The 19386-nt window shown below is 37.4% G+C and carries 23 protein-coding genes; 18 read left to right on the top strand and 5 right to left on the bottom strand.

Features of this window, described 5'->3' with window-relative positions:
* Positions 1-46: 46 nt before the first annotated feature.
* On the top strand, positions 47-775 hold the full coding sequence (gene lptB / locus WBF63_RS05715; protein ID WP_424368762.1) for an LPS export ABC transporter ATP-binding protein: 729 nt from the start codon (positions 47-49) through the stop codon (positions 773-775).
* On the opposite strand, the gene WBF63_RS05710 is transcribed toward lptB, so the two are convergent.
* Positions 772-1746: a GlxA family transcriptional regulator gene (locus WBF63_RS05710; protein ID WP_424368738.1), complete on the bottom strand. Its 975-nt coding sequence runs from the start codon at positions 1744-1746 to the stop codon at positions 772-774. The two genes, lptB and WBF63_RS05710, sit on opposite strands and share 4 nt — an antisense overlap.
* Before the next feature lie 197 nt (positions 1747-1943).
* Here WBF63_RS05710 and WBF63_RS05705 point away from each other — a divergent pair, with 197 nt between their 5' ends.
* From WBF63_RS05705 to WBF63_RS05655, 11 genes are all read left to right on the top strand, one after another.
* Positions 1944-2471, top strand: a complete 528-nt coding sequence (locus WBF63_RS05705) for an SRPBCC family protein (protein ID WP_424368737.1) — start codon at positions 1944-1946, stop codon at positions 2469-2471.
* Between the two features lie 22 nt (positions 2472-2493).
* On the top strand, positions 2494-2886 hold the full coding sequence (locus WBF63_RS05700) for a VOC family protein (protein ID WP_424368736.1): 393 nt from the start codon (positions 2494-2496) through the stop codon (positions 2884-2886).
* Positions 2887-2922: 36 nt separating this feature from the next.
* A complete protein-coding gene (locus tag WBF63_RS05695; protein WP_424368735.1) occupies positions 2923-3342 on the top strand; it encodes a VOC family protein in 420 nt (139 codons plus the stop codon).
* A gap of 451 nt (positions 3343-3793) precedes the next feature.
* On the top strand, positions 3794-4186 hold the full coding sequence (locus tag WBF63_RS05690; RefSeq protein WP_424368734.1) for a DUF1801 domain-containing protein: 393 nt from the start codon (positions 3794-3796) through the stop codon (positions 4184-4186).
* A gap of 17 nt (positions 4187-4203) precedes the next feature.
* Positions 4204-4617 carry an SRPBCC family protein gene (locus WBF63_RS05685; RefSeq protein WP_424368733.1) on the top strand — a complete coding sequence of 138 codons (414 nt, stop codon included), beginning with the start codon at positions 4204-4206 and terminating at the stop codon, positions 4615-4617.
* Positions 4598-4975, top strand: a complete 378-nt coding sequence (locus WBF63_RS05680) for a nuclear transport factor 2 family protein (protein WP_424368732.1) — start codon at positions 4598-4600, stop codon at positions 4973-4975. Before WBF63_RS05685 ends, WBF63_RS05680 begins: the two co-directional genes overlap by 20 nt.
* Before the next feature lie 9 nt (positions 4976-4984).
* Positions 4985-5437, top strand: a complete 453-nt coding sequence (locus WBF63_RS05675; RefSeq protein ID WP_424368731.1) for an SRPBCC family protein — start codon at positions 4985-4987, stop codon at positions 5435-5437.
* Positions 5438-5833 carry a VOC family protein gene (locus WBF63_RS05670; protein WP_424368730.1) on the top strand — a complete coding sequence of 132 codons (396 nt, stop codon included), beginning with the start codon at positions 5438-5440 and terminating at the stop codon, positions 5831-5833. It begins immediately after the preceding gene.
* A gap of 13 nt (positions 5834-5846) precedes the next feature.
* A complete protein-coding gene (locus WBF63_RS05665) occupies positions 5847-6515 on the top strand; it encodes a DinB family protein (RefSeq protein ID WP_424368729.1) in 669 nt (222 codons plus the stop codon).
* A 2-nt stretch (positions 6516-6517) separates the two neighbouring features.
* The gene (locus WBF63_RS05660) at positions 6518-7075 is read left to right on the top strand and encodes a YdeI/OmpD-associated family protein (RefSeq protein WP_424368728.1); all 558 of its coding nucleotides are present in this window, start codon (positions 6518-6520) and stop codon (positions 7073-7075) included.
* A 1-nt stretch (position 7076) separates the two neighbouring features.
* The gene (locus tag WBF63_RS05655) at positions 7077-7505 is read left to right on the top strand and encodes a DUF1801 domain-containing protein (RefSeq protein ID WP_424368727.1); all 429 of its coding nucleotides are present in this window, start codon (positions 7077-7079) and stop codon (positions 7503-7505) included.
* Positions 7506-7566: 61 nt separating this feature from the next.
* Here WBF63_RS05655 and WBF63_RS05650 read toward each other — a convergent pair whose 3' ends face one another.
* Together WBF63_RS05650 and WBF63_RS05645 are read right to left on the bottom strand one after the other, a co-directional pair.
* A complete protein-coding gene (locus tag WBF63_RS05650) occupies positions 7567-8145 on the bottom strand; it encodes a PhnA domain-containing protein (protein ID WP_424368726.1) in 579 nt (192 codons plus the stop codon).
* Between the two features lie 40 nt (positions 8146-8185).
* The gene (locus WBF63_RS05645) at positions 8186-9271 is read right to left on the bottom strand and encodes a M42 family metallopeptidase (RefSeq protein ID WP_424368725.1); all 1086 of its coding nucleotides are present in this window, start codon (positions 9269-9271) and stop codon (positions 8186-8188) included.
* 121 nt (positions 9272-9392) lie between these two features.
* On the opposite strand from WBF63_RS05645, the gene WBF63_RS05640 reads away from it, so the two are divergent.
* The 4 genes from WBF63_RS05640 (at position 9393) to WBF63_RS05625 (ending at position 12828) form a co-directional block, all read left to right on the top strand.
* Positions 9393-9968, top strand: coding sequence for a DUF4294 domain-containing protein (locus WBF63_RS05640; protein WP_424368724.1), 576 nt, complete (start codon positions 9393-9395; stop codon positions 9966-9968).
* 79 nt (positions 9969-10047) lie between these two features.
* On the top strand, positions 10048-11034 hold the full coding sequence (pfkA, locus tag WBF63_RS05635) for a 6-phosphofructokinase (RefSeq protein WP_424368723.1): 987 nt from the start codon (positions 10048-10050) through the stop codon (positions 11032-11034).
* Positions 11035-11054: 20 nt separating this feature from the next.
* Positions 11055-12059, top strand: a complete 1005-nt coding sequence (gene gap, locus WBF63_RS05630; RefSeq protein WP_424368722.1) for a type I glyceraldehyde-3-phosphate dehydrogenase — start codon at positions 11055-11057, stop codon at positions 12057-12059.
* A 178-nt stretch (positions 12060-12237) separates the two neighbouring features.
* Positions 12238-12828 (top strand): RNA polymerase sigma factor, encoded by a 591-nt coding sequence (locus WBF63_RS05625; RefSeq protein ID WP_424368721.1) that lies wholly within the window; start codon positions 12238-12240, stop codon positions 12826-12828.
* A gap of 260 nt (positions 12829-13088) precedes the next feature.
* On the opposite strand, the gene WBF63_RS05620 is transcribed toward WBF63_RS05625, so the two are convergent.
* Entirely contained in the window at positions 13089-13682 is a 594-nt protein-coding gene (locus WBF63_RS05620) for a DUF937 domain-containing protein (protein WP_424368720.1), read from the bottom strand.
* Positions 13683-13793: 111 nt separating this feature from the next.
* Between WBF63_RS05620 and WBF63_RS05615 the strand changes: the two genes are divergently transcribed.
* Together WBF63_RS05615 and uvrA are read left to right on the top strand one after the other, a co-directional pair.
* Positions 13794-14822 carry a GyrI-like domain-containing protein gene (locus tag WBF63_RS05615; protein WP_424368719.1) on the top strand — a complete coding sequence of 343 codons (1029 nt, stop codon included), beginning with the start codon at positions 13794-13796 and terminating at the stop codon, positions 14820-14822.
* Positions 14823-14903: 81 nt separating this feature from the next.
* Entirely contained in the window at positions 14904-17726 is a 2823-nt protein-coding gene (gene uvrA, locus WBF63_RS05610) for an excinuclease ABC subunit UvrA (RefSeq protein ID WP_424368718.1), read from the top strand.
* Between the two features lie 56 nt (positions 17727-17782).
* On the opposite strand, the gene rmuC is transcribed toward uvrA, so the two are convergent.
* Positions 17783-19300 carry a DNA recombination protein RmuC gene (gene rmuC, locus WBF63_RS05605; protein WP_424368717.1) on the bottom strand — a complete coding sequence of 506 codons (1518 nt, stop codon included), beginning with the start codon at positions 19298-19300 and terminating at the stop codon, positions 17783-17785.
* Between the last annotated feature and the right edge of the window lie 86 nt (positions 19301-19386).

Below are 19386 nucleotides of genomic sequence, written 5' to 3'. Positions count from 1 at the left end.
TTAATTTGTGTCCAACTCAAAATCAATTATCTTTGACCCAATGGGAATCGTATTAAGAGGAGAAAATCTGGTAAAAGACTACGGTAAAAAACACGTGGTTAAAAATGTTTCATTTTCTGTAGAACAAGGCGAAATCATCGGACTTTTGGGACCAAACGGCGCCGGAAAAACCACTTCGTTTTATATGATTGTAGGGCTTGTGAAAGCCACTGCCGGAAAGGTTTTTTTGGATAAAACCGACATTACGGACAATGCCATGTACAAAAGAGCCCAAAAAGGAATCGGATATCTGGCGCAGGAAGCTTCGGTTTTCCGTAAACTATCAGTAGAAGACAACATCAAATCGGTTTTGCAGTTCACGAAACTCTCCAAAAAAGAACAACAAAAGAAAACCGATGAACTGATTGAAGAGTTCAGTCTGGAACATGTCCGAAAAAACCGTGGAGATTTATTGTCCGGTGGTGAAAGACGACGTACAGAAATCGCGCGCTGTCTGGCTACAGAACCAAAATTCATCCTTTTGGACGAACCCTTTGCAGGGGTAGATCCAATTGCAGTAGAAGACATTCAGAAAATCGTTCGATCATTAAAAGATAAAAACATCGGAATTCTCATTACCGACCACAATGTTTCCCAAACGCTTGCCATCACAGATAAAACTTACATCATGTTTGAAGGAAAAATCCTGAAAGAAGGTTCGCCTGAAGAATTGGCCAATGACCCCGATGTACGTCGCGTTTATTTGGGTGAGAATTTCCGTTTTGAACAGATTTAACTCAACCTCATTCCATATTTGTCCCGATAACCTTTGGGCGTAAGTCCGGTAAGGGATTTGAACAACTGCCGGAAGTTTTTCATATCGTTATATCCGCAAGAAACCATCACTTCCAAAATATCTTTATTGGTCGTTTCCAACAGGTTTTTCGCAGCCTCTATTTTGGTTTTCTGTAAATAACGGATCGGTGTGATTCCTGTTTTTTGTTTGAATCTGCGGATGATATTCCGGCGGCTGGACGGAACAACTTCAAGCGCTTCTTCTACTGTTTTAATTTCTGAATATTTTTCATTAATCAGTTTTTGAACCATACAAACCAAATCGTCATCTTCCACCAAATCGGGTTTAAACTGATCAAAATAAAGCTGGTTATTTCTGTCCAAATCAATCGCGAAATTTTTCGCGACCCGAACTGCGATCTCACGTCCGCAGAATTTCTGAATCAGATGAAGTTTGAGATGAAAACTACTCGTGGCACCCCCGCTTGTATAGATGTTTTCATTTTCGGTAATGATAGCGTGTGGTTGTAGATTTACTTCCGGGAAAGCAGCTTCAAATTTATCGGAAGCTTCCAGATGTGTAGTCGCAGATTTACCGTTAAGCAAGCCCGAAGCAGCCAACAAAAAAGAGCCGGTACAAAGACTTACAAGCGAAGCCCCATTTTGATAATTTTCATGCAGAAAAGGAATAAAGCGGATATTATTGCCAATATTCTCCTGCATTTCGCGATTGGCAAAAGCCGGCACTATGATTACATCTGATTTCAGATTTGGATTTGAGATATCGAAAAATGGATAATCTCGAAAGCTCTCTGCCAAAACTGAATGATCACTCTGCCCTATTATCTGAATTTCAAAAAAAGGCTTTTCTCCTTCAATTTCCAGAAAACGATTTGCGGTTGCAAAAACGTCCACAGCCGCTACCAGACTGAGTAAACGATGTCCTTTTGTAGCCAGTACCGATAATTTCATTTGATAAAATTTTCATCAAAAATAATAATTTGTCACAAATAACCCCCAAACTTGGCTAAAAGTGCCATGCTTATTTTATTTTGAATTAAATAATTTTGAATTAAATAATTTTGAATTATTAAAATTAATCGATTGATTATCAATCTCAAAATTCAATTAATCACTAAATTTATTTTATTAATTCTAAAACATAAAATATGAAAATCTTAAAAATTATCCTCTTTGTATTTTTGGGTTTAATCGCACTTATTCTAATCCTTGGACTGATTGCTCCCAGAGAGTTTGGCGGAAAAAGTGAAATTCTGATTAACAAACCCCAACAGGAAGTTTACGAGTACATCAAATTTCTGAAAAATCAGGACAATTACGGAACATGGAACCAACACTACCCCAATATGAAGAAAACATTTACCGGTACCGACGGAACTGTTGGATTTACGTATGCCTGGGAAAGTGATCACAGGATGGTCGGCGACGGAAAACAAACTATTACAAACCTCGTTGAAGGAGAAAAAATGGAGTCTGAACTCTATTTCGGCGATTTTGAGGATCCGGCCAAATCCCTCATTCAGCTTACACCAAAAAGTTCTAATCAAACCTTGGTAAAATGGGAAGTAACAGGAAAATCACCTTACCCTTGGAACATCATGAATTTATTTTTCAGTATGGATGGTGATTTTCAGAAAGGACTTGAAAATCTGAAAAGAGAAGTAGAAAATAATTAAACATAACTCTAAAAAACTCATTATGAATCAAAACATTATCTGCTGGTTTGAAATTTATGTACAAGACATAGAAAGAGCCAAAAAGTTTTACAACTCGGTACTGAGAATCAATTTCACAGATGCTGCGATGCCGCCGGGCGATGCGCCGGGAAATATGAAAATGTCTTTCTTCTCTTCTCCTGAAAATCAAGGTGTGAGCGGTGCGCTGATCGAAATGCCCGGAACCAAAGAAGGCAATGGAAAATGCATGAATACCATGGTGTATTTTCCTTGTGAAGATTGTGCGGTAGAAGAAAGTCGTGTGGTCGCTGCCGGCGGAATGGTTCATCAGTCCAAAATGGACATCGGAGAATTTGGATTCTGTTCCATTTGTGTTGATACCGAAGGAAATCCATTCGGATTGTTTTCAATGTAAATAGCCAAGTAATTAAAAATTATAAATCAATTAATTATGATATTAAATCCTTATTTAAATTTTGCGGGAAATGCAGAAGAAGCTTTTCGTTTTTATCAGTCTGTTTTTGGTGGCGAACTTTTTATTCAGAAAATGAGCGATGCTCCGGGAACAGAAAATCTTTCCGAACATGAGCGTGATTACGCCATGCATATTGCTTTGCCAATTGGAGACGGACAATTTCTGATGGCATCTGACTGTTTGGATTCCATGGGACATAAACTCATTCCTGGAAACAATAATTACATTTCCATCACGCCCGATAGTCGTGAAGAAGCTAACCGGATTTTTAACGGACTTTCTGCAGATGGTGAAATTGAGATGCCAATGGAAGACATGTTTTGGGGCGATTACTTCGGTTCTTTTACAGATAAATTTGGTGTGCGTTGGATGATTAATTTTAATAATCAAAATTAAAAATGAATTCCAAACTCACAGCAAAGCATCCATCGGAATTCAAAAACCGGTATAGGAAGTTTTTGAAGCCATCATCAATCCGGAAATGATGTCAAATTATTTCATTTCCAAAGGAAGTGGAAACCTGGAATCCGGTAAAGAAGTTCAATGAGAATTTCCTGAATTTGAAGGTAGTTTTCCGGTTGTCATAGAGGAAATCAGGGAAAATGAATTCGTTTCTTTCGTTTGGGATCCTGAATCTCTGGTTGAAATAAAACTAGAAAGGAAGTCCGAAAACGATACGGTTGTACATGTAACAGAAAAAGGACACAACCCTGATGATGCAGGTATCAAATGGGCGATAGGACAAAGTGAAGGTTGGGCAAACTTTCTTGCCTGCATAAAAGCATGGCTGGAATATGGAATTCACCTGAGAAAAGGCGCTTTTGATTTTATGAAAAATAATTGAGTTATGAATGATATTTTCGATTACATCAACAATTTAGAAAACGAGCACGACAAATTGATTTGCAATAAGTTAAAATCAGTAATTGATTTCAGTCTGAACTTTACAGAAAGTAAACTCTGGCACGGTCATCCGGTTTGGTTCATAGAAGGAAATCCAATTACAGGATTCAGCAAAGAAAAGAAAGGAATCCGTTTGATGTTTTGGAGCGGCGCTGATTTTGACGAAGAACAACTTTCTGTTAAAGGCGAAAAGTTCAAAGATGCTTCGGTTTATTATAATTCTGAATCGGAAATCAACGAAAAGGATTTAAAACGATGGCTTAATAAATCGGAAGAAATTCAATGGGATTATAAAAATCTGGTCAAACGAAAAGGTGTTTTGGAAAGACTGAAATAGTCATTAAAATTCAGAAAATGAGCACTATAAAAATCAACAGTAGAATTGATGCGCCGGTTTCCAAAGTCTGGAAAGCCTACACTTCGCCACAACACATTGTCAACTGGAATTTTGCTTCGCCCGACTGGCATTGTCCTTCGGCAGAAAATGACCTCCGTATCGGCGGAAAATACAAAGCAAGAATGGAAGCCCGAGACGGAAGTTTTGGTTTTGATTTCGAAGCGGTGTATGACCAAATTATTCCGAATAAATTGATGACTTACACCCTAACGGACGGACGAAAAGTTATCTGTCAATTTGAAGAAGAAGATGGTCAGACAGAAGTTACAACAGAATTCGAAACCGAAAACCAGAATCCCCAAGAAATGCAACGCGACGGTTGGCAGGCTATACTTAATAATTTCAAATCTTATGTGGAGAATCTTCCTTAAAATCGAAATTAGAAATAAGAAAAATCTGGTAGAATTTTACATGGAATCCTTTCAGGAAAACGACCATGAAAAAATCCTTTCCTGTCTTACCGACGATGTGGAATGGCAAATTTACGGACATAAATCTCTGAAGGGAAAAGAAGCATTTGATGCAGAAATCGAAAACGAAAACTTTGAAGGGAAACCTGAAATTACGCTCAACCGGATGATTGAAGAAAATAATATCGTAGTGGCAGAAGGAACGGTTCTTGCAAAACCAAAAAAGAGTCAACCCGTTTTGCTCGCATTTTGTGATATATTTGAATTCCGGGACGGGAAGATTTCCAAATTGACATCTTATTTAAATCCAATGAATTAAAACATCGTTATGAAAAAATTAACTTACAGAATGGAAATCAAAGCCCCGAAAGAACGGGTTTTCGAGAAAATGATCGGAAGAGATACGTACAAACAATGGACCGCTGAATTCAATCCGACTTCTGATTTTGAAGGTGGATGGAACAAAGGAGACAAAATTCGTTTTGTAGGTGTAACGGAAGAAGGTAAAAAACAAGGAATGCTGGCAAGAATTGAAGAAAACATTCCAAATGAATTTATTTCTATTCACCATTACGGCATAGTGGACGGCGAAAATGAAGTTACTGAAGGCCCGATGGTGGAAAGCTGGACGCCTTCTTATGAAAATTATTCATTGTCCCAAGAAAACGAAATTACAAATCTTATGGTTGAAGTAGATGTAAGTGACGAATACATCGAATATTTTGATGAAACCTGGCCAAAAGCTTTGTTGAAACTTAAAGAAATTTCAGAAAATATTTAAATGGAAACACCAAAACCACCAATAGGAACGGTTGCATGGACAGATTATACTTCTGCCCATGCAGAAGAAATGCGTGAATTTTATCAGTCTGTTTTTAACTGGACTTCCGACGGAATTCCCATGAAAGACGGAGCAGATGAATATGAAGATTATGTTATGAAAACAGCTGAAGGAAATGTTGTGGGCGGCATCTGCAACAACCGAGGTAAAAATGCAGGAATTCCGGCGCAGTGGATGATTTACATTACAGTGGAAAATCCACAGGAAACTGCCGAAAAAGCGGTTCAGTTTGGCGGAAAAATTATAAAAGAATATCTTGACAAAGAAGGAAATCTCATGTATGCGATGATTGAAGACCCGATTGGCACAGTATTCGGAATTGCTAAAGCATCTTAATAATTTAAAAACTATGAAAAAATATGTATTAATTCCAATTGTGGCCATCATGTTTAGCTGCAATTCCACAAAAACAGTAGCAGAATCCCCTGCTCCACCCACAGATACAATTACAACAACTACTCCGGCAACAGGAATTCCACCGGCACACAACAAAAAGTTTATTCAGGAATATTTTGATGAAACTTATCTGCTGATTGTGAATGCAACCAATGGTCTGAGCGATGAACAGCTGAACTTCAAATCATCTCCTGAAAAATGGTCAATTATGGAGTGTTTAGAACATATAGTTGTTACAGAACCTCAGTTATTTGAATATGAAAAAGATGTTTTGTCAAAACCTGCCACACCTGAGAAAAGAAATGATATAAAACTTACCGATGACGATATTATGGTCATGATCGTTGACCGAAGCTTCAAAGCAAAAGCGCCTGCTGAAATGGCGCCCCAAGGCAAATACAAAGATGTTCAAACTGCATTAAATGATCTCCAAAAACAAAGAAAGGAAATGATGGTTCATCTGGAAGATTATACAATGGATGATTTACGCAACCGAGTACTGGAAGGACCATTTGGTTCCATTGATGCGTATCAATTCATGCTTTTTATTCCCGGACATACCGCCCGACATACAATGCAGATACAAGAAGTAAAACAAGATTCAAATTTTCCAAAAAACTAGAGATGGACAAAACAAACCGCTGGACAGAAGAACTCAGTCGTCTGGCAGAAATCCTCAACAAATCCGGGCTTGAATTAAGAACAAAATGGGGCGCTCCTGTATATACACACAAAGGAAAAAACATCGTGGCATATGCCGGATTTAAATATCATTTTGCACTTTGGTTTTACAATGGTGTTTTTCTGAAAGATTCTTACAAAGTTTTGGTTAGTGCAAAAGATGAAACAAAAGCCTTACGTCAATGGAGATTCAGAACAATGGAAGAAATCGATGAGAAAAAAATCCTGGAATATGTAAAAGAAGCCGCAAAGAATTCAGCAGAAGGCAAAGAATTAAAAGCTGAGAAATTTAAAGCGGTTGCCGTTCCTGAATTATTTCAAAACGAAATTGATACTGATTCGGAATTAAAATTGGCTTTCGAAAAATTAACGCCGGGAAAACAGAAGGAATACAATCTTTATATTGAAGAAGCCAAGCAGGAAAAGACGAAAATTTCAAGGATTGAAAAAATCAAACCTATGATTCTCGAAGGCAAAGGTCTGTACGATAAATACAAATAAAATGGCAAAAGAAAACAAGACAAAACCGACCGAAGTAAGTGTTGAAGACTTTGTAAATTCGGTAGAAAATGAACAAAAAAGAAATGACAGTTTTGCTCTAATCGAACGGATGAAACAAATCACCGGTAAAGAACCAAAAATGTGGGGACCGAGTATCATCGGATTTGGAAAGTACCATTATAAATATGCAAGCGGACATGAAGGCGATGCGCCACTCTGCGGTTTCTCACCACGAAAATCTGCCATTTCACTCTATGTATTCACAGGTCTGGAAAGACATGAATACATGTTGGAAGGATTAGGGAAATATACCATGGGAAAAGCCTGTATTTATGTAAAGAAAATTTCGGATATTGATTTGGACGTCATGGAAAGAATCATCCGTGAAACAACTGAATTTCTGAAGGAAAAATATGAAGTTGAAGAATGATTTTTATTTCCAAACAAAAAAGCCTGCGAAATGCAGGCTTTTTTATTATCAAAACTTATACTTATTTCTTTACAAATTTTGTAAGAATTACAATCGATTGACCTTCTACTTTACCCTCAATCTGCTCTACATTGTCATGGACTAATCGAATATTTCGAACTGCAGTACCAATTTTAGCAGTAAGTGAAGATCCTTTAACATCCAAATCTTTGATCAAAGTAACAGTGTCTCCATTTTGCAAAATATTCCCATTGCTGTCTTTATGAAGTAAAACCGAACCATCACCTATATGATCACCTGAAGCTTTTGCCCATTCCAGTGTTTCTTCGTCCAAATACATCATATCAAGTGCATCTGCTGCCCAGGATTCATTCCTGAAACGGTTCAGCATACGCCATGAAACCACCTGTACACCAGGCACTTCACTCCACATTGCAGAAGGAAGAATTTTCTCCCAATAGGCACTGTCAGGTTCTTCTCTTTTTTCAATCTGCGCCAGTGCTTTATCGCAAATCAAAATTATCCTTTCCGGCTCATTTCCTGAAGTCGGCAGGACTTCATAGAAATTGAGGTTTCCGGTTTCGCTGCTTAGTTCACATACTCCGCTGCTACGTTCTTTTACAATGTTTTCAAGTTTCATTTTATTTGTTTTACAAGATTATTCTCTCGAGTTCGGTAAATTAAAAATACTTAAAATCCTGTTTATTTTTTATGAATTTCACCGACTCATAAATCAGTTTAATGGTGTTTTCCACGTCTTCTTTATGAACCATTTCAACGGTAGTATGCATATAACGCAAAGGAAGTGAAATCAAGGCTGAAGGCACACCTCCATTACTGTATGCAAATGCATCGGTATCGGTTCCTGTTACACGACTGCTTGCTGCACGCTGAAACGGAATCTTTTTCTTTTCAGCAGCATCAATAATCAAATCTCTAAGATTGTTCTGTACTGCAGGTGCATAAGTTATCACAGGTCCATTGCCGCACTTCAGTTCTCCGTCTTTCATTTTATTCATTTTAGGAGTTGTTGTGTCGTGGGTAACATCGGTTACGATCGCAACATCGGGTCGAATGGTTTTGGTAATCATTTCAGCTCCCCGCAATCCTACTTCCTCTTGGACAGAATTAGTAAAATATAATCCGAAATTGATTTTGTCCTTGTTTTCATGAATCATGCGCGCCACTTCCGCAATCATAAATCCGCCTATACGGTTATCAAGCGCACGACAAACAAAATAATTATCGTTCAAAACCATGAATTCATCGGGATACGTAACTACGCAACCAACATGAACACCGAGTTTTTCAACTTCTTCTTTTGAACTGACACCACAGTCTATCCAAATAGTATCGGTTTTGGGAAGCTCGTCTTTATCACCAATTCGCACATGGATGGCAGGCCATCCAAATACTCCCTGAACTATTCCTTTTTTGGTATGGATGTTCACTCTTTTGGAAGGTGCAATAACCGCATCTGAACCACCGTTTCTGATGACATAAATCATTCCGTCTGAAGAAATATAATTCACATACCAAGAAATTTCGTCGGCATGTGCTTCTACAATTACCTTATAATCAGCTTTTGGGTTAATAATTCCATAAGCAGTTCCATAATTATCTGAACGAATTTCGTCCACATATGGTTTTATATATTCTGTCCAGACCATTTGTCCGGCCGATTCATAACCCGTTGGAGATGTTGTATTGAGGTAGTTTTCAAGAAAAGGTAAATTTTTCTTGTTGAAGAATTTTGATATAGACATTGATAGTATTTTTTACAAATTTAAAAAAATAGGAACAATATTTGCTATGGGAGGCAATATGTATTGGAAGTTCCTGATTATTATTTCATTTTTCAGTCCCCTGTTATGTGCTCAGGAAGATATGAATAAAGAAGTAACCGCCTTAACCAAAGAATTATCTGAAATGGATTCCATTTCAGATGATGATTTGATGGTTTTTGATACCATCCAACTTGATAATGCTGAAATGATGCACTTGCATTTGAGCACTGAAATGGAAAAAAAATATTATCTCTGGCTTAGAAAAAGAGTGCGTGATGTTTGGCCTTATGTAAAAGTAGCTGTGGAGGAATACAATTCCATTCAAGATACTTCCCAGTATTTCACCAATAAACGTGAAAAACGTAAATACATTAAGAATCGCCAAGAGGTTTTAGCCAATCAATTTGAAGAACAACTTAAAGAACTTTCACTTTCGCGCGGACAGATTCTCATTAAACTTATTCATCGCGAGACCAATAAAACTTCATTTGAAATTATAAAAGAACTTAGAGGCGGCATGAATGCATTTTTATGGAATTCTGCTGGTGGTGCTTTTGATTTGGATTTGAAAACAGAATTTGATCCTGCAAAAACCAGGGAAGATTTATATATTCAGGTTATTTTGCAAAAAGATTTTCACTCCGGACGATTACAACCCATAAAAGAGAGCTATTAAGCAGAATCTTTCTTTGAAAATGTTTCCTAATCACTTCCCAATTCTTTATATTTGCAATTCTTAAAAAGCAGCGTTTACAGTGCCAAACACTACCTTAAAAAAAATTGGAGTGATGACATCCGGAGGCGATTCTCCCGGTATGAATACAGCCATTCGTGCTGTTGTCAGAGCTTGTGCCTTTTATCAGATTAAATGTGTAGGAATCAGAATGGGTTATGAAGGACTTATTCAAAACCAAATGTCTGAACTTGGCGCGCGTTCGGTAAAGCACATCATCAACCGTGGCGGAACTATTTTACAAACTGCGAGATCTAAATCATTTCGTACAAAAGAAGGTAGAGAAAAAGCCTATAAAAATTTAAAAAACAATGAACTCGACGGACTGATTGTAATCGGCGGAGATGGTTCATTTACTGGAGCGAATATCTTTTATCAGGAATTCGGTGTACCCTTTATTGGAATTCCCGGAACAATAGATAATGATATTTTCGGAACTGACTATACCATCGGTTACGATACAGCTTTGAACACTGTGATTGAAGCCATCGACAGGATTCGTGATTCAGCCACTTCACACAACCGCGTATTTTTTGTAGAAGTAATGGGTCGTGACGCAGGCTTCATTGCGCTCAGCAGTGGAATTGCCTCAGGCGCACAAGATATTTTGATTCCGGAAAAAGAAGACAGTCTGGATGAATTATTTAAATCTTTGTACAAATCAGAACAATCCGGAAAAAATTCCAGCATCATTGTCGTTGCAGAAGGAGAAGAACTCGGAAATGTATATGATCTTGCAAAAGCTACTGAAGCGCGCTTCCCTGATTACGATGTAAGGGTAACTGTTTTGGGGCACATTCAGCGCGGTGGAAACCCAACTTGCATGGACAGGGTTTTGGCGAGTCGTTTGGGCGTTGCAGCTGTGGAAGGTTTACTCGAAGGAAAAACAAATTTAATGGCGGGACTTCGTTCCAATAAAATTGTGTTTACACCTATTGAAGAAGCCATCAAAAAACATAATGAAATAGATCAGGAATTAATAAAAGTCGCTAAGATTTTAGCAGTATAATAACCTTTAAAAACAAAAAAATGTCAACAATCAAAGTAGGAATTAACGGTTTTGGACGAATTGGAAGCTTAGTTTTCGGAGCACTTCTTGAAAGAGATAATGTAGAAGTTGTAGGTATCAATGACTTAATTGACGCCCACTATATGGCATATATGATTAAATATGATTCAGTTCATGGACGTTTTAAGGGAGAAGTAAAAGTAGAAGGAAACAATTTGGTTGTGAATGGAAAAACCATCCGCGTAACTTCTGAAAGAGACCCAAATAATCTGAAATGGGATGAAGTAGGCGCAGAATATATCGTTGAATCTACCGGATTATTTTTAACAAAAGAAACTGCCCAAGCTCACATCAATGCAGGTGCAAAAAAAGTAATATTATCAGCTCCTTCCAAAGATGACACGCCAATGTATGTAATGGGGGTTAATCATAAAGAATTGACTTCAGATATCCAGATTTTATCAAATGCTTCTTGTACAACCAACTGTCTAGCACCCCTTGCAAAAGTTGTTCATGATAATTTCGGAATTTTGGAAGGTTTGATGACAACAGTACACGCTACAACAGCTACGCAGAGAACCGTTGACGGCCCATCTGTGAAAGATTGGAGAGGAGGACGATCAGCTTTGCTGAACATCATCCCATCTTCAACCGGAGCTGCAAAAGCTGTAGGAAAAGTAATCCCTTCGCTTAATGGTAAACTGACAGGTATGGCATTCCGGGTTCCAAACGCAGACGTTTCTGTTGTTGACCTTACGGTTCGTTTGGAAAAACCAACTACTTACGAAGAAATCTGCGCTACTATGAAAGCTGCTTCTGAAGGAGAATTAAAAGGAATTTTGGGGTACACAGAAGATTTAGTAGTTTCTCAAGATTTCGTAGGTGATAAAAGAACTTCAATTTTTGATAAAGATGCAGGCATCATGCTATCCCCTACTTTCGTGAAACTTGTTTCATGGTATGACAATGAAATGGGATATTCAAACAAGCTGGCTGACATGTTGGTTCATGCTGCAAATGTTTAAGTTAGCTTATGATTCTATAAATATTCAAATGCTGCTTTGTAGAAAAGCAGCATTTTTTTATGAAATAAATCATTTTTTAAGAAAAATTTATATCTTTGTTTTTATTAACCCCAAAAAATTCTGCTTATAGATTAAATATTCTATCTCTTTAACACTTGTAGACAAAAAGAAGAAGAATATGGAATTCATTGATGATTCTCAATTGGTAGATTCGTACATACTTGGTGACGAATCCGCATTGGCAGAGTTAATTGAACGATATAAAAATAAAGTTTACGGCTTTATTTTTTCTAAAGTTTTAGATAAGAGTATAGCTGAAGATATCTTTCAGGATACTTTTGTCAAAGTAATTTTAACACTCAAAGAAGGAAAGTACAGCGAGGAAGGTAAATTTCTACCTTGGATTATGCGTATTGCACATAATCTTACCATTGACTATTTCAGATCAAAATCCAGAATGCCACTTATTGGAGAAACCTTTGTAGATGAAGATTTCAGTATTTTTGATTTTTTGGCCGATCCTGAGGATTGTTCAGAGACCAAAATCATCAAAGAACAAATCGACAATGATCTGCGTTTAATCATCAGTTATTTACCGGATGATCAGAAAGAAGTTTTGGAGCTAAGAATGTTCAAAGGCATGAGTTTCAAGGAGATAGCAGAAGAAACTAATGTGAGCATCAATACAGCTTTGGGAAGAATGCGTTATGCTTTGATTAACCTTAGAAAATTAATCGAAGAGAAGAACTTAATTTTAACATTAGTTTAACTTAAAATAATTTGTATAGTACAATAATTTGAGGTTTGTGCGCGTTAAAAGCATATAACTTAAATTATTTGCAAATGAAGCACAATTACTCTTTTATCGGTGATAAATTATCACCAAAACCGGAAACGGTTCAAAATATTTTAAATTTTTCAAAAACATTATCAGTTATTAGGAGTGGAATCTTGAACAAGAAAATTGTACTTGTCAAGAACTAAAAAAGGGGAAGCAAAAGCTTCCCCTTTTTTATCCGTTTTCGGAGCTTATTTTTTTCCAAAAAATCCGCCCAATAATTTACTTCCCAAATCCATCACATCATCCATAGCATTTCCATCACCATCCTGGTCTAGTAATCTTTCAATTGTACTCATTTCACGCTGATTGGTTTGAGCAGTTCCGCCTACCAAGCCACCTAAAAGAGAAGAAAGTCCACTAGCATCCAAACCGTTTTGCTTTTTTTCCTTTCCTAAATAACCCATCACGATTGGTGCAACCATTGCAAGTATTTGTGAAATCTGAGCCGCATTTAAACCGGAGGACTTCCCGATTGCATTCTCAACCTGAGACTGCTTACCACCCAAAACATGACTTAAAATTCCTGCCCCATCAGAGAAGTTGCCACCACTTAAAAAACCACTTAAATTATTTAAAATACTACCATCATGATCTCTTTCAAGAGCATTTGCAATATTTTGAGAATCACCACTATTAGCGTTTTTACTTAAAGCTGTAATTAACAAAGGTACAGCGGCAGAAATTGCCATTTGTGCCTGTTCATTTTTAATTCCTAATTGGTTAACAACTCCGCTAACCATCTGTTGACCCATGGCCCCCTGTAATAAACTTGAAATATCCATTCTTTAAATTCTTTAATTAATATTGGTTGTAATCAAATATAGTATTAAAATTCAAACCATAACCTGATTAACGTTTGAAATTTTTAATTTTGTAAAATAAACCTACATGATATGCGAAGATTTACTCAGTTTCTTATTCTATTGGTATTGGTAATTCTAATTTTACCCATTTTTCTACCCGACAAATTAAACGCAGAAGTTGAAAAAGAATTTGACTTTCCTGCCGGAATTATTTTTGAAGAATTTAACAACCTGAAAGAATTCTCTGAATGGGATCCTTGGACATCTCAGGATTCATTAACCAAACAAGAGTTTTTTATGCCTTATCGCGGTATGGGCGCAGGTTATAGATGGTCAGCCACAGATTCAAACGGTGAAATCACCATCACAAAATCGGATCATAATAAACACATTGAATATGCCTTGGAAGGATTAAATTTGGGAGAGGAATCTCAAATGAGTGTGGATTTTTTTGAAAATAGCGGGAAAACCAAAGTAAAGTGGAAAATATCTAGTAGTGAATTAGGTTATTTTTCGAGGTATTATAGCTATTTTACATCCAAAAAATTAACTAAAAAATTACAAAACGGATTAAATGTCCTGGAAGAAAACCTTAAAACATCTGCGTTAACACCAGAACAAGCGCATTCACTTTCTCCCGGAATGATAAGAACCGAATTGTTTGAAGGACAAAAACTAATCACCGTGATGAACGAAACATCACTCGACAGTGAAGAAATCACAACCGCAATGGAAGAATCATTCGGATTGCTTTTCAGTTACCTTACCGATTTTCTGAAACTTTCTCCCACAAAAATAGGTGAACCGGTTTCCTATTATGAATACCTGGATACAGCAGCTGGAAAGGCTAAATTCTATTGCGGCTATCCTCTTACTGAATCTGTGAAAATGGGTGAAGGAATGCAGCTTATGTCGCTTCCTGCAGCAGAAACCTTGGTTTGCATCCATAAGGGAAGTTATGATAAACTAACGGAAACACTTTCCAAAATGAAAGAATATGCAAAGAAAAACAATATAAAGCTTTCCAATTCCTATTGGGAAGAATATCAGAACGACCCCGAATCCACGCCAAATCCAGATGATTTACTCACCAAAATTTATATTCCGATTCAGAAATAAATTCAAAAAAAAGTGTTCCTCGGAGCACTTTTTTTTCGCCCTAAATTGATGTAAATTTGTAGCTTGATTTTGAGCGAAAGAATGAATGATTTTATAGAAGTTTACGGAGCCAGAGAGCATAACCTCAAAGACATAGATGTAAAAATACCGAGAGAAAAACTGGTAGTTATCACCGGACTGAGTGGAAGTGGAAAATCTTCCCTTGCTTTTGACACTATTTATGCCGAGGGACAAAGAAGATACATCGAAACTTTTTCGGCCTATGCCCGTCAGTTTCTGGGTGGTTTGGAACGTCCCGATGTTGATAAAATCGACGGTCTTTCACCGGTTATAGCCATTGAACAAAAAACAACATCCAAAAGTCCGCGTTCCACAGTTGGAACAATTACAGAAATTTACGACTTTTTAAGACTGCTTTATGCCAGAGCCGGAACTGCTTATTCATACAATACCGGCGAAAAAATGGTCAGCTACACTGACAACCAAATCAAAGATCTGATCAAAGAAAGATATTCAGATAAAAAAATTGCATTGCTAGCACCTTTGGTTCGCTCCAGAAAGGGGCATTACCGCGAGCTCTTTGCGCATGTTTCAAAAAAAGGATACATGGAAGTACGCGTAAACGGTGAAATTCTGGAAATCCTACCCGGAATGAAACTGGACCGATACAAAAACCACGACATTGAGCTGGTAATCGACAAACTGAAATTAAACGATAAAGTTTCAGATGAACGCCTGATGAGTTCCATCGATATGGCCATGCAACAAGGTGAAAATGTGATGATGGTCGTAGATTACGATACAAGCGAAGCACGTTTTTTCAGCCGAAATCTCATGTGTCCCACTACCGGAATCTCTTATCCGACTCCAGAGCCCAATACTTTTTCATTTAACTCGCCCAAAGGAGCTTGTCCAAAATGTAATGGTTTAGGCGAACTTAAAGTCGTGGATGTGGAAAAAGTTTTTCCCGATCCCAACCGGAATTTAAAAAACGGAATGATTGCGCCGCTTGATGAGTTAAAAAACACCGGACGAATTCGTAAACAAATCGAGTCCATTTATGCCAAATATGGTGAATCGCTTGACACTCCTTATAAAAAATTAAAAAAAGAACTCATCCATGATATTCTTTACGGATTAACCGAATCGGTAGACGTTCAATTAAAATTTGCCGACGTAAGCAAAGTCTATAAAATTGATTTTGAAGGAATTGTCCCTTTTTTGGAAGAAATCATTGAAGATAAAACCAATCCTTCCGGATGGTCGGTCACCAAAAAATTCTCAAAAAATGTAATTTGTTCCGAATGTGAAGGTTTCCGTCTGAACAAAGAATCGCTTCATTTCAAAATCGGCAAAAAACACATTGGGGAAGTCGCGCATTTTGATTTACAGTTTTTATTGAACTGGATCAACACGCTCAGTCAAAAATTAGACAAAAAACAACAAATCATTGCGCAAGAAATTTTGAAGGAAATTGAAACCAGATTGACATTTTTACTTGATGTTGGATTAAATTATTTGGCGCTCGATCGTCCTTCCAAATCTCTTTCTGGTGGTGAAGCCCAAAGAATTCGTTTGGCAACTCAGATTGGTTCTCAACTTGTCAATGTTTTATACATTCTGGACGAACCATCGATCGGTTTACATCAACGCGACAACATAAAACTCATCGATTCACTTAAAAAACTTCGTGACATCGGGAATTCGGTTTTGGTGGTAGAACACGACAAAGACATGATTCTGGAATCGGATTATGTGATTGACATCGGCCCAAAAGCAGGCCGCCGTGGCGGAAAAATCGTTTGGCAAGGCGAACCAAAAGACATTTCAAAAGCACACACGCTTACTTCGGATTATTTAAATGGTGATTTAAATATTGAAATCCCGGAAAAAAGACGGGATGGAAACGGCAAAACCATCAAACTAACTGGTGCAACGGGAAATAACTTAAAAAACGTCAATCTCGAAATTCCTTTAGGAAAATTAATTGTTGTTACCGGCGTTTCAGGAAGTGGGAAATCGACTTTGATTTCCGAAACACTTTATCCAATTTTAAGTAAACATTTTTATCGGTCTGAACTTCAGCCGATGCCGTACAAAAAGATTGAAGGACTTGAACATCTGGACAAAGTAATCGAAGTAGATCAGTCACCGATTGGGCGGACGCCTCGTTCCAATCCGGCTACATACACGAACTTATTTTCGGACATCCGAAATCTTTTCACCCAACTGCCTGAAGCTAAAATCCGTGGTTATAAACCCGGACGATTTTCATTTAACGTGAAAGGCGGCCGATGTGAAACTTGTCAGGGCGGCGGACTGAAAGTCATCGAAATGAACTTTCTGCCAGATGTTTATGTGCCTTGTGAAACCTGTAACGGCAAAAGGTTTAACCGCGAAACTTTGGAAGTTCGTTACAAAGGAAAATCCATTGCCGATGTGCTCGATATGACAGTCAATGAAGCCGTCGAATTCTTTGAACCGATTCCGAAAATTTACAGAAGTGTCAAAACTTTACAAGATGTAGGACTTGGTTACATCACGCTTGGCCAACAGTCCACTACCCTTTCTGGCGGTGAAGCACAACGTGTAAAACTCGCTTCGGAACTGAGCAAACGCCAAACTGGAAAAACGATTTACATTCTGGATGAGCCTACTACAGGACTGCATTTTGAAGATATCAGGGTTTTGATGGAAGTCATCAACACCATTGTCAATCATGGCAATACGGTCATCATTATCGAACATAATCTGGACGTCATCAAACTAGCCGATCACATCATTGATATCGGTCCGGACGGAGGTGAAAAAGGCGGAAAAATTGTCGCTCAAGGTACACCCGAAGAGATCGTTAAAAATTCAAAAAGCATTACGGGGAAATTTTTGAAAGAGGAAATGAGGTAATATTTTCAAAAAGTCAGGTAAATCAGGGAAAATTGTATTTCAGCTTTAAGTGGAATTTAATTGGTTTCATCATTTTCCAGAAGATTGGTCTGCTGCGCTTGTTCCATCAAGCTTTGGGAAATTTCTTTTTTGTTTTTAATGCCCAATTTTTTCATCTCCAAACTCTGATTCATCAGATTTCCTCTTCCTTCCGAAAGCTGTTTCAAAGCATCGTTATAAGAGGATTTTGCTTGGTCTATGTTTTTTCCTATTCGTTCCAGATTCTCCACAAAACTCACAAATTTATCATAGAGTTTGGCGCCGCGACTGGCAATTTCAATGGAATTCCGGTTTTGATATTCACGCTTCCACAAATCGGCAATGAGTTTTAAGGAAGTAATCAAATTGCTGGGATTGAGCAATAAAATCCTTTTGTCATAGGCAAAATTCCAAAGATTGGGATCGGCCTGCATGGCCGCAATATAAGCCGGTTCGCTTGGAATAAACATCATCACGAAATCCAATGATTTTCCATAATCGTCATAAGCCTTATTGGAAAGCTCAACGATGTGATTTTTGACCGAAGCCAAATGTTGATTCATTTTCAGTTGGATGATATCGGCATCATTTTCATCCACCAAATCCGTAAAAGCAGTCAAAGAAACCTTTGAATCGATGATTACATTTCTTTCGTCCGGATATTTCACTACGGCGTCCGGACGCATTTTCTTACCGGAAAATTCTGAAAAAAGTGCTTGATTATTTTCATCGGTCAACTGATATTCCATAAAATATTCTCTTCCTTTCACCAAACCGGATTTCTCCAAAATGCTTTCCAAAATCATCTCGCCCCAATTTCCCTGGGTTTTGGATTCCCCTTTCAACGCACGCGTCAATTTTTTGGCATCTTCCGAAATTTGTTGGTTCAGTTCCGCCAATTCTTTTACTTTTTCTGCCAATGAAAATCTTTCTTTATTTTCCTTCTCGTAAGCTTCATTGACCCGGTTTTTTAATTCATTCATCTTTTCCTGAAACGGCTCTAAAAGCGTTTTCAGATTGGTTTGATTAAGAGCTATAAACTTTTCCGATTTCTCTTCCAAAATTTTATTGGCCAAATTTTCAAACTGTAATTTTCCTTCTTCCTGAATCTTTTGGATTTCCTTTTTTTGGTTTTCCAACGAAAGATTAAGTGCCTCATTGATAGCAGAAAGCTCGGCGTTCTTGGCAAAAACATTTTGCTTTTCTGTTTGTAAAATTTCGATTTGACCGGATTGTTTGGAATTAAGTTCTTTTTGCTCGTTCAATTGATTTTGCATCGACTGATGTTCCGCTGTAATCCTGGACAAATTATTTTTTATGTCGTTCAAGACTTGTGCTTGTTGTTGGTTAATTTTTTTTTCGGACGAAATCGTTTCGTTTAATTCTGTAATTTTATTTTTCGAATTCTCAAAATCGGATTGAATTTTAATAAATTCATTGTTGAGCCATTCATGTTTGCTTTTCGAAACCGAAGAAGCCCGCATTATTAAATACAAAATAACGGCACCGATGATTCCGCCTACTATGAATGATCCTAAAATATATATTGTCTCCATATCCCAAAATTACAAAATGAAAACGTCAAAATATGTCATCTCAATTTTGGGTTTGGGAATTTCTAGAAATATTATTCGAACTTTAC

It is taken from the genome of Moheibacter sp. (assembly GCF_049672845.1).
GTDB lineage: Bacteria > Bacteroidota > Bacteroidia > Flavobacteriales > Weeksellaceae > Moheibacter.
This window is presented reverse-complemented; position numbering and strand designations above follow the sequence as displayed.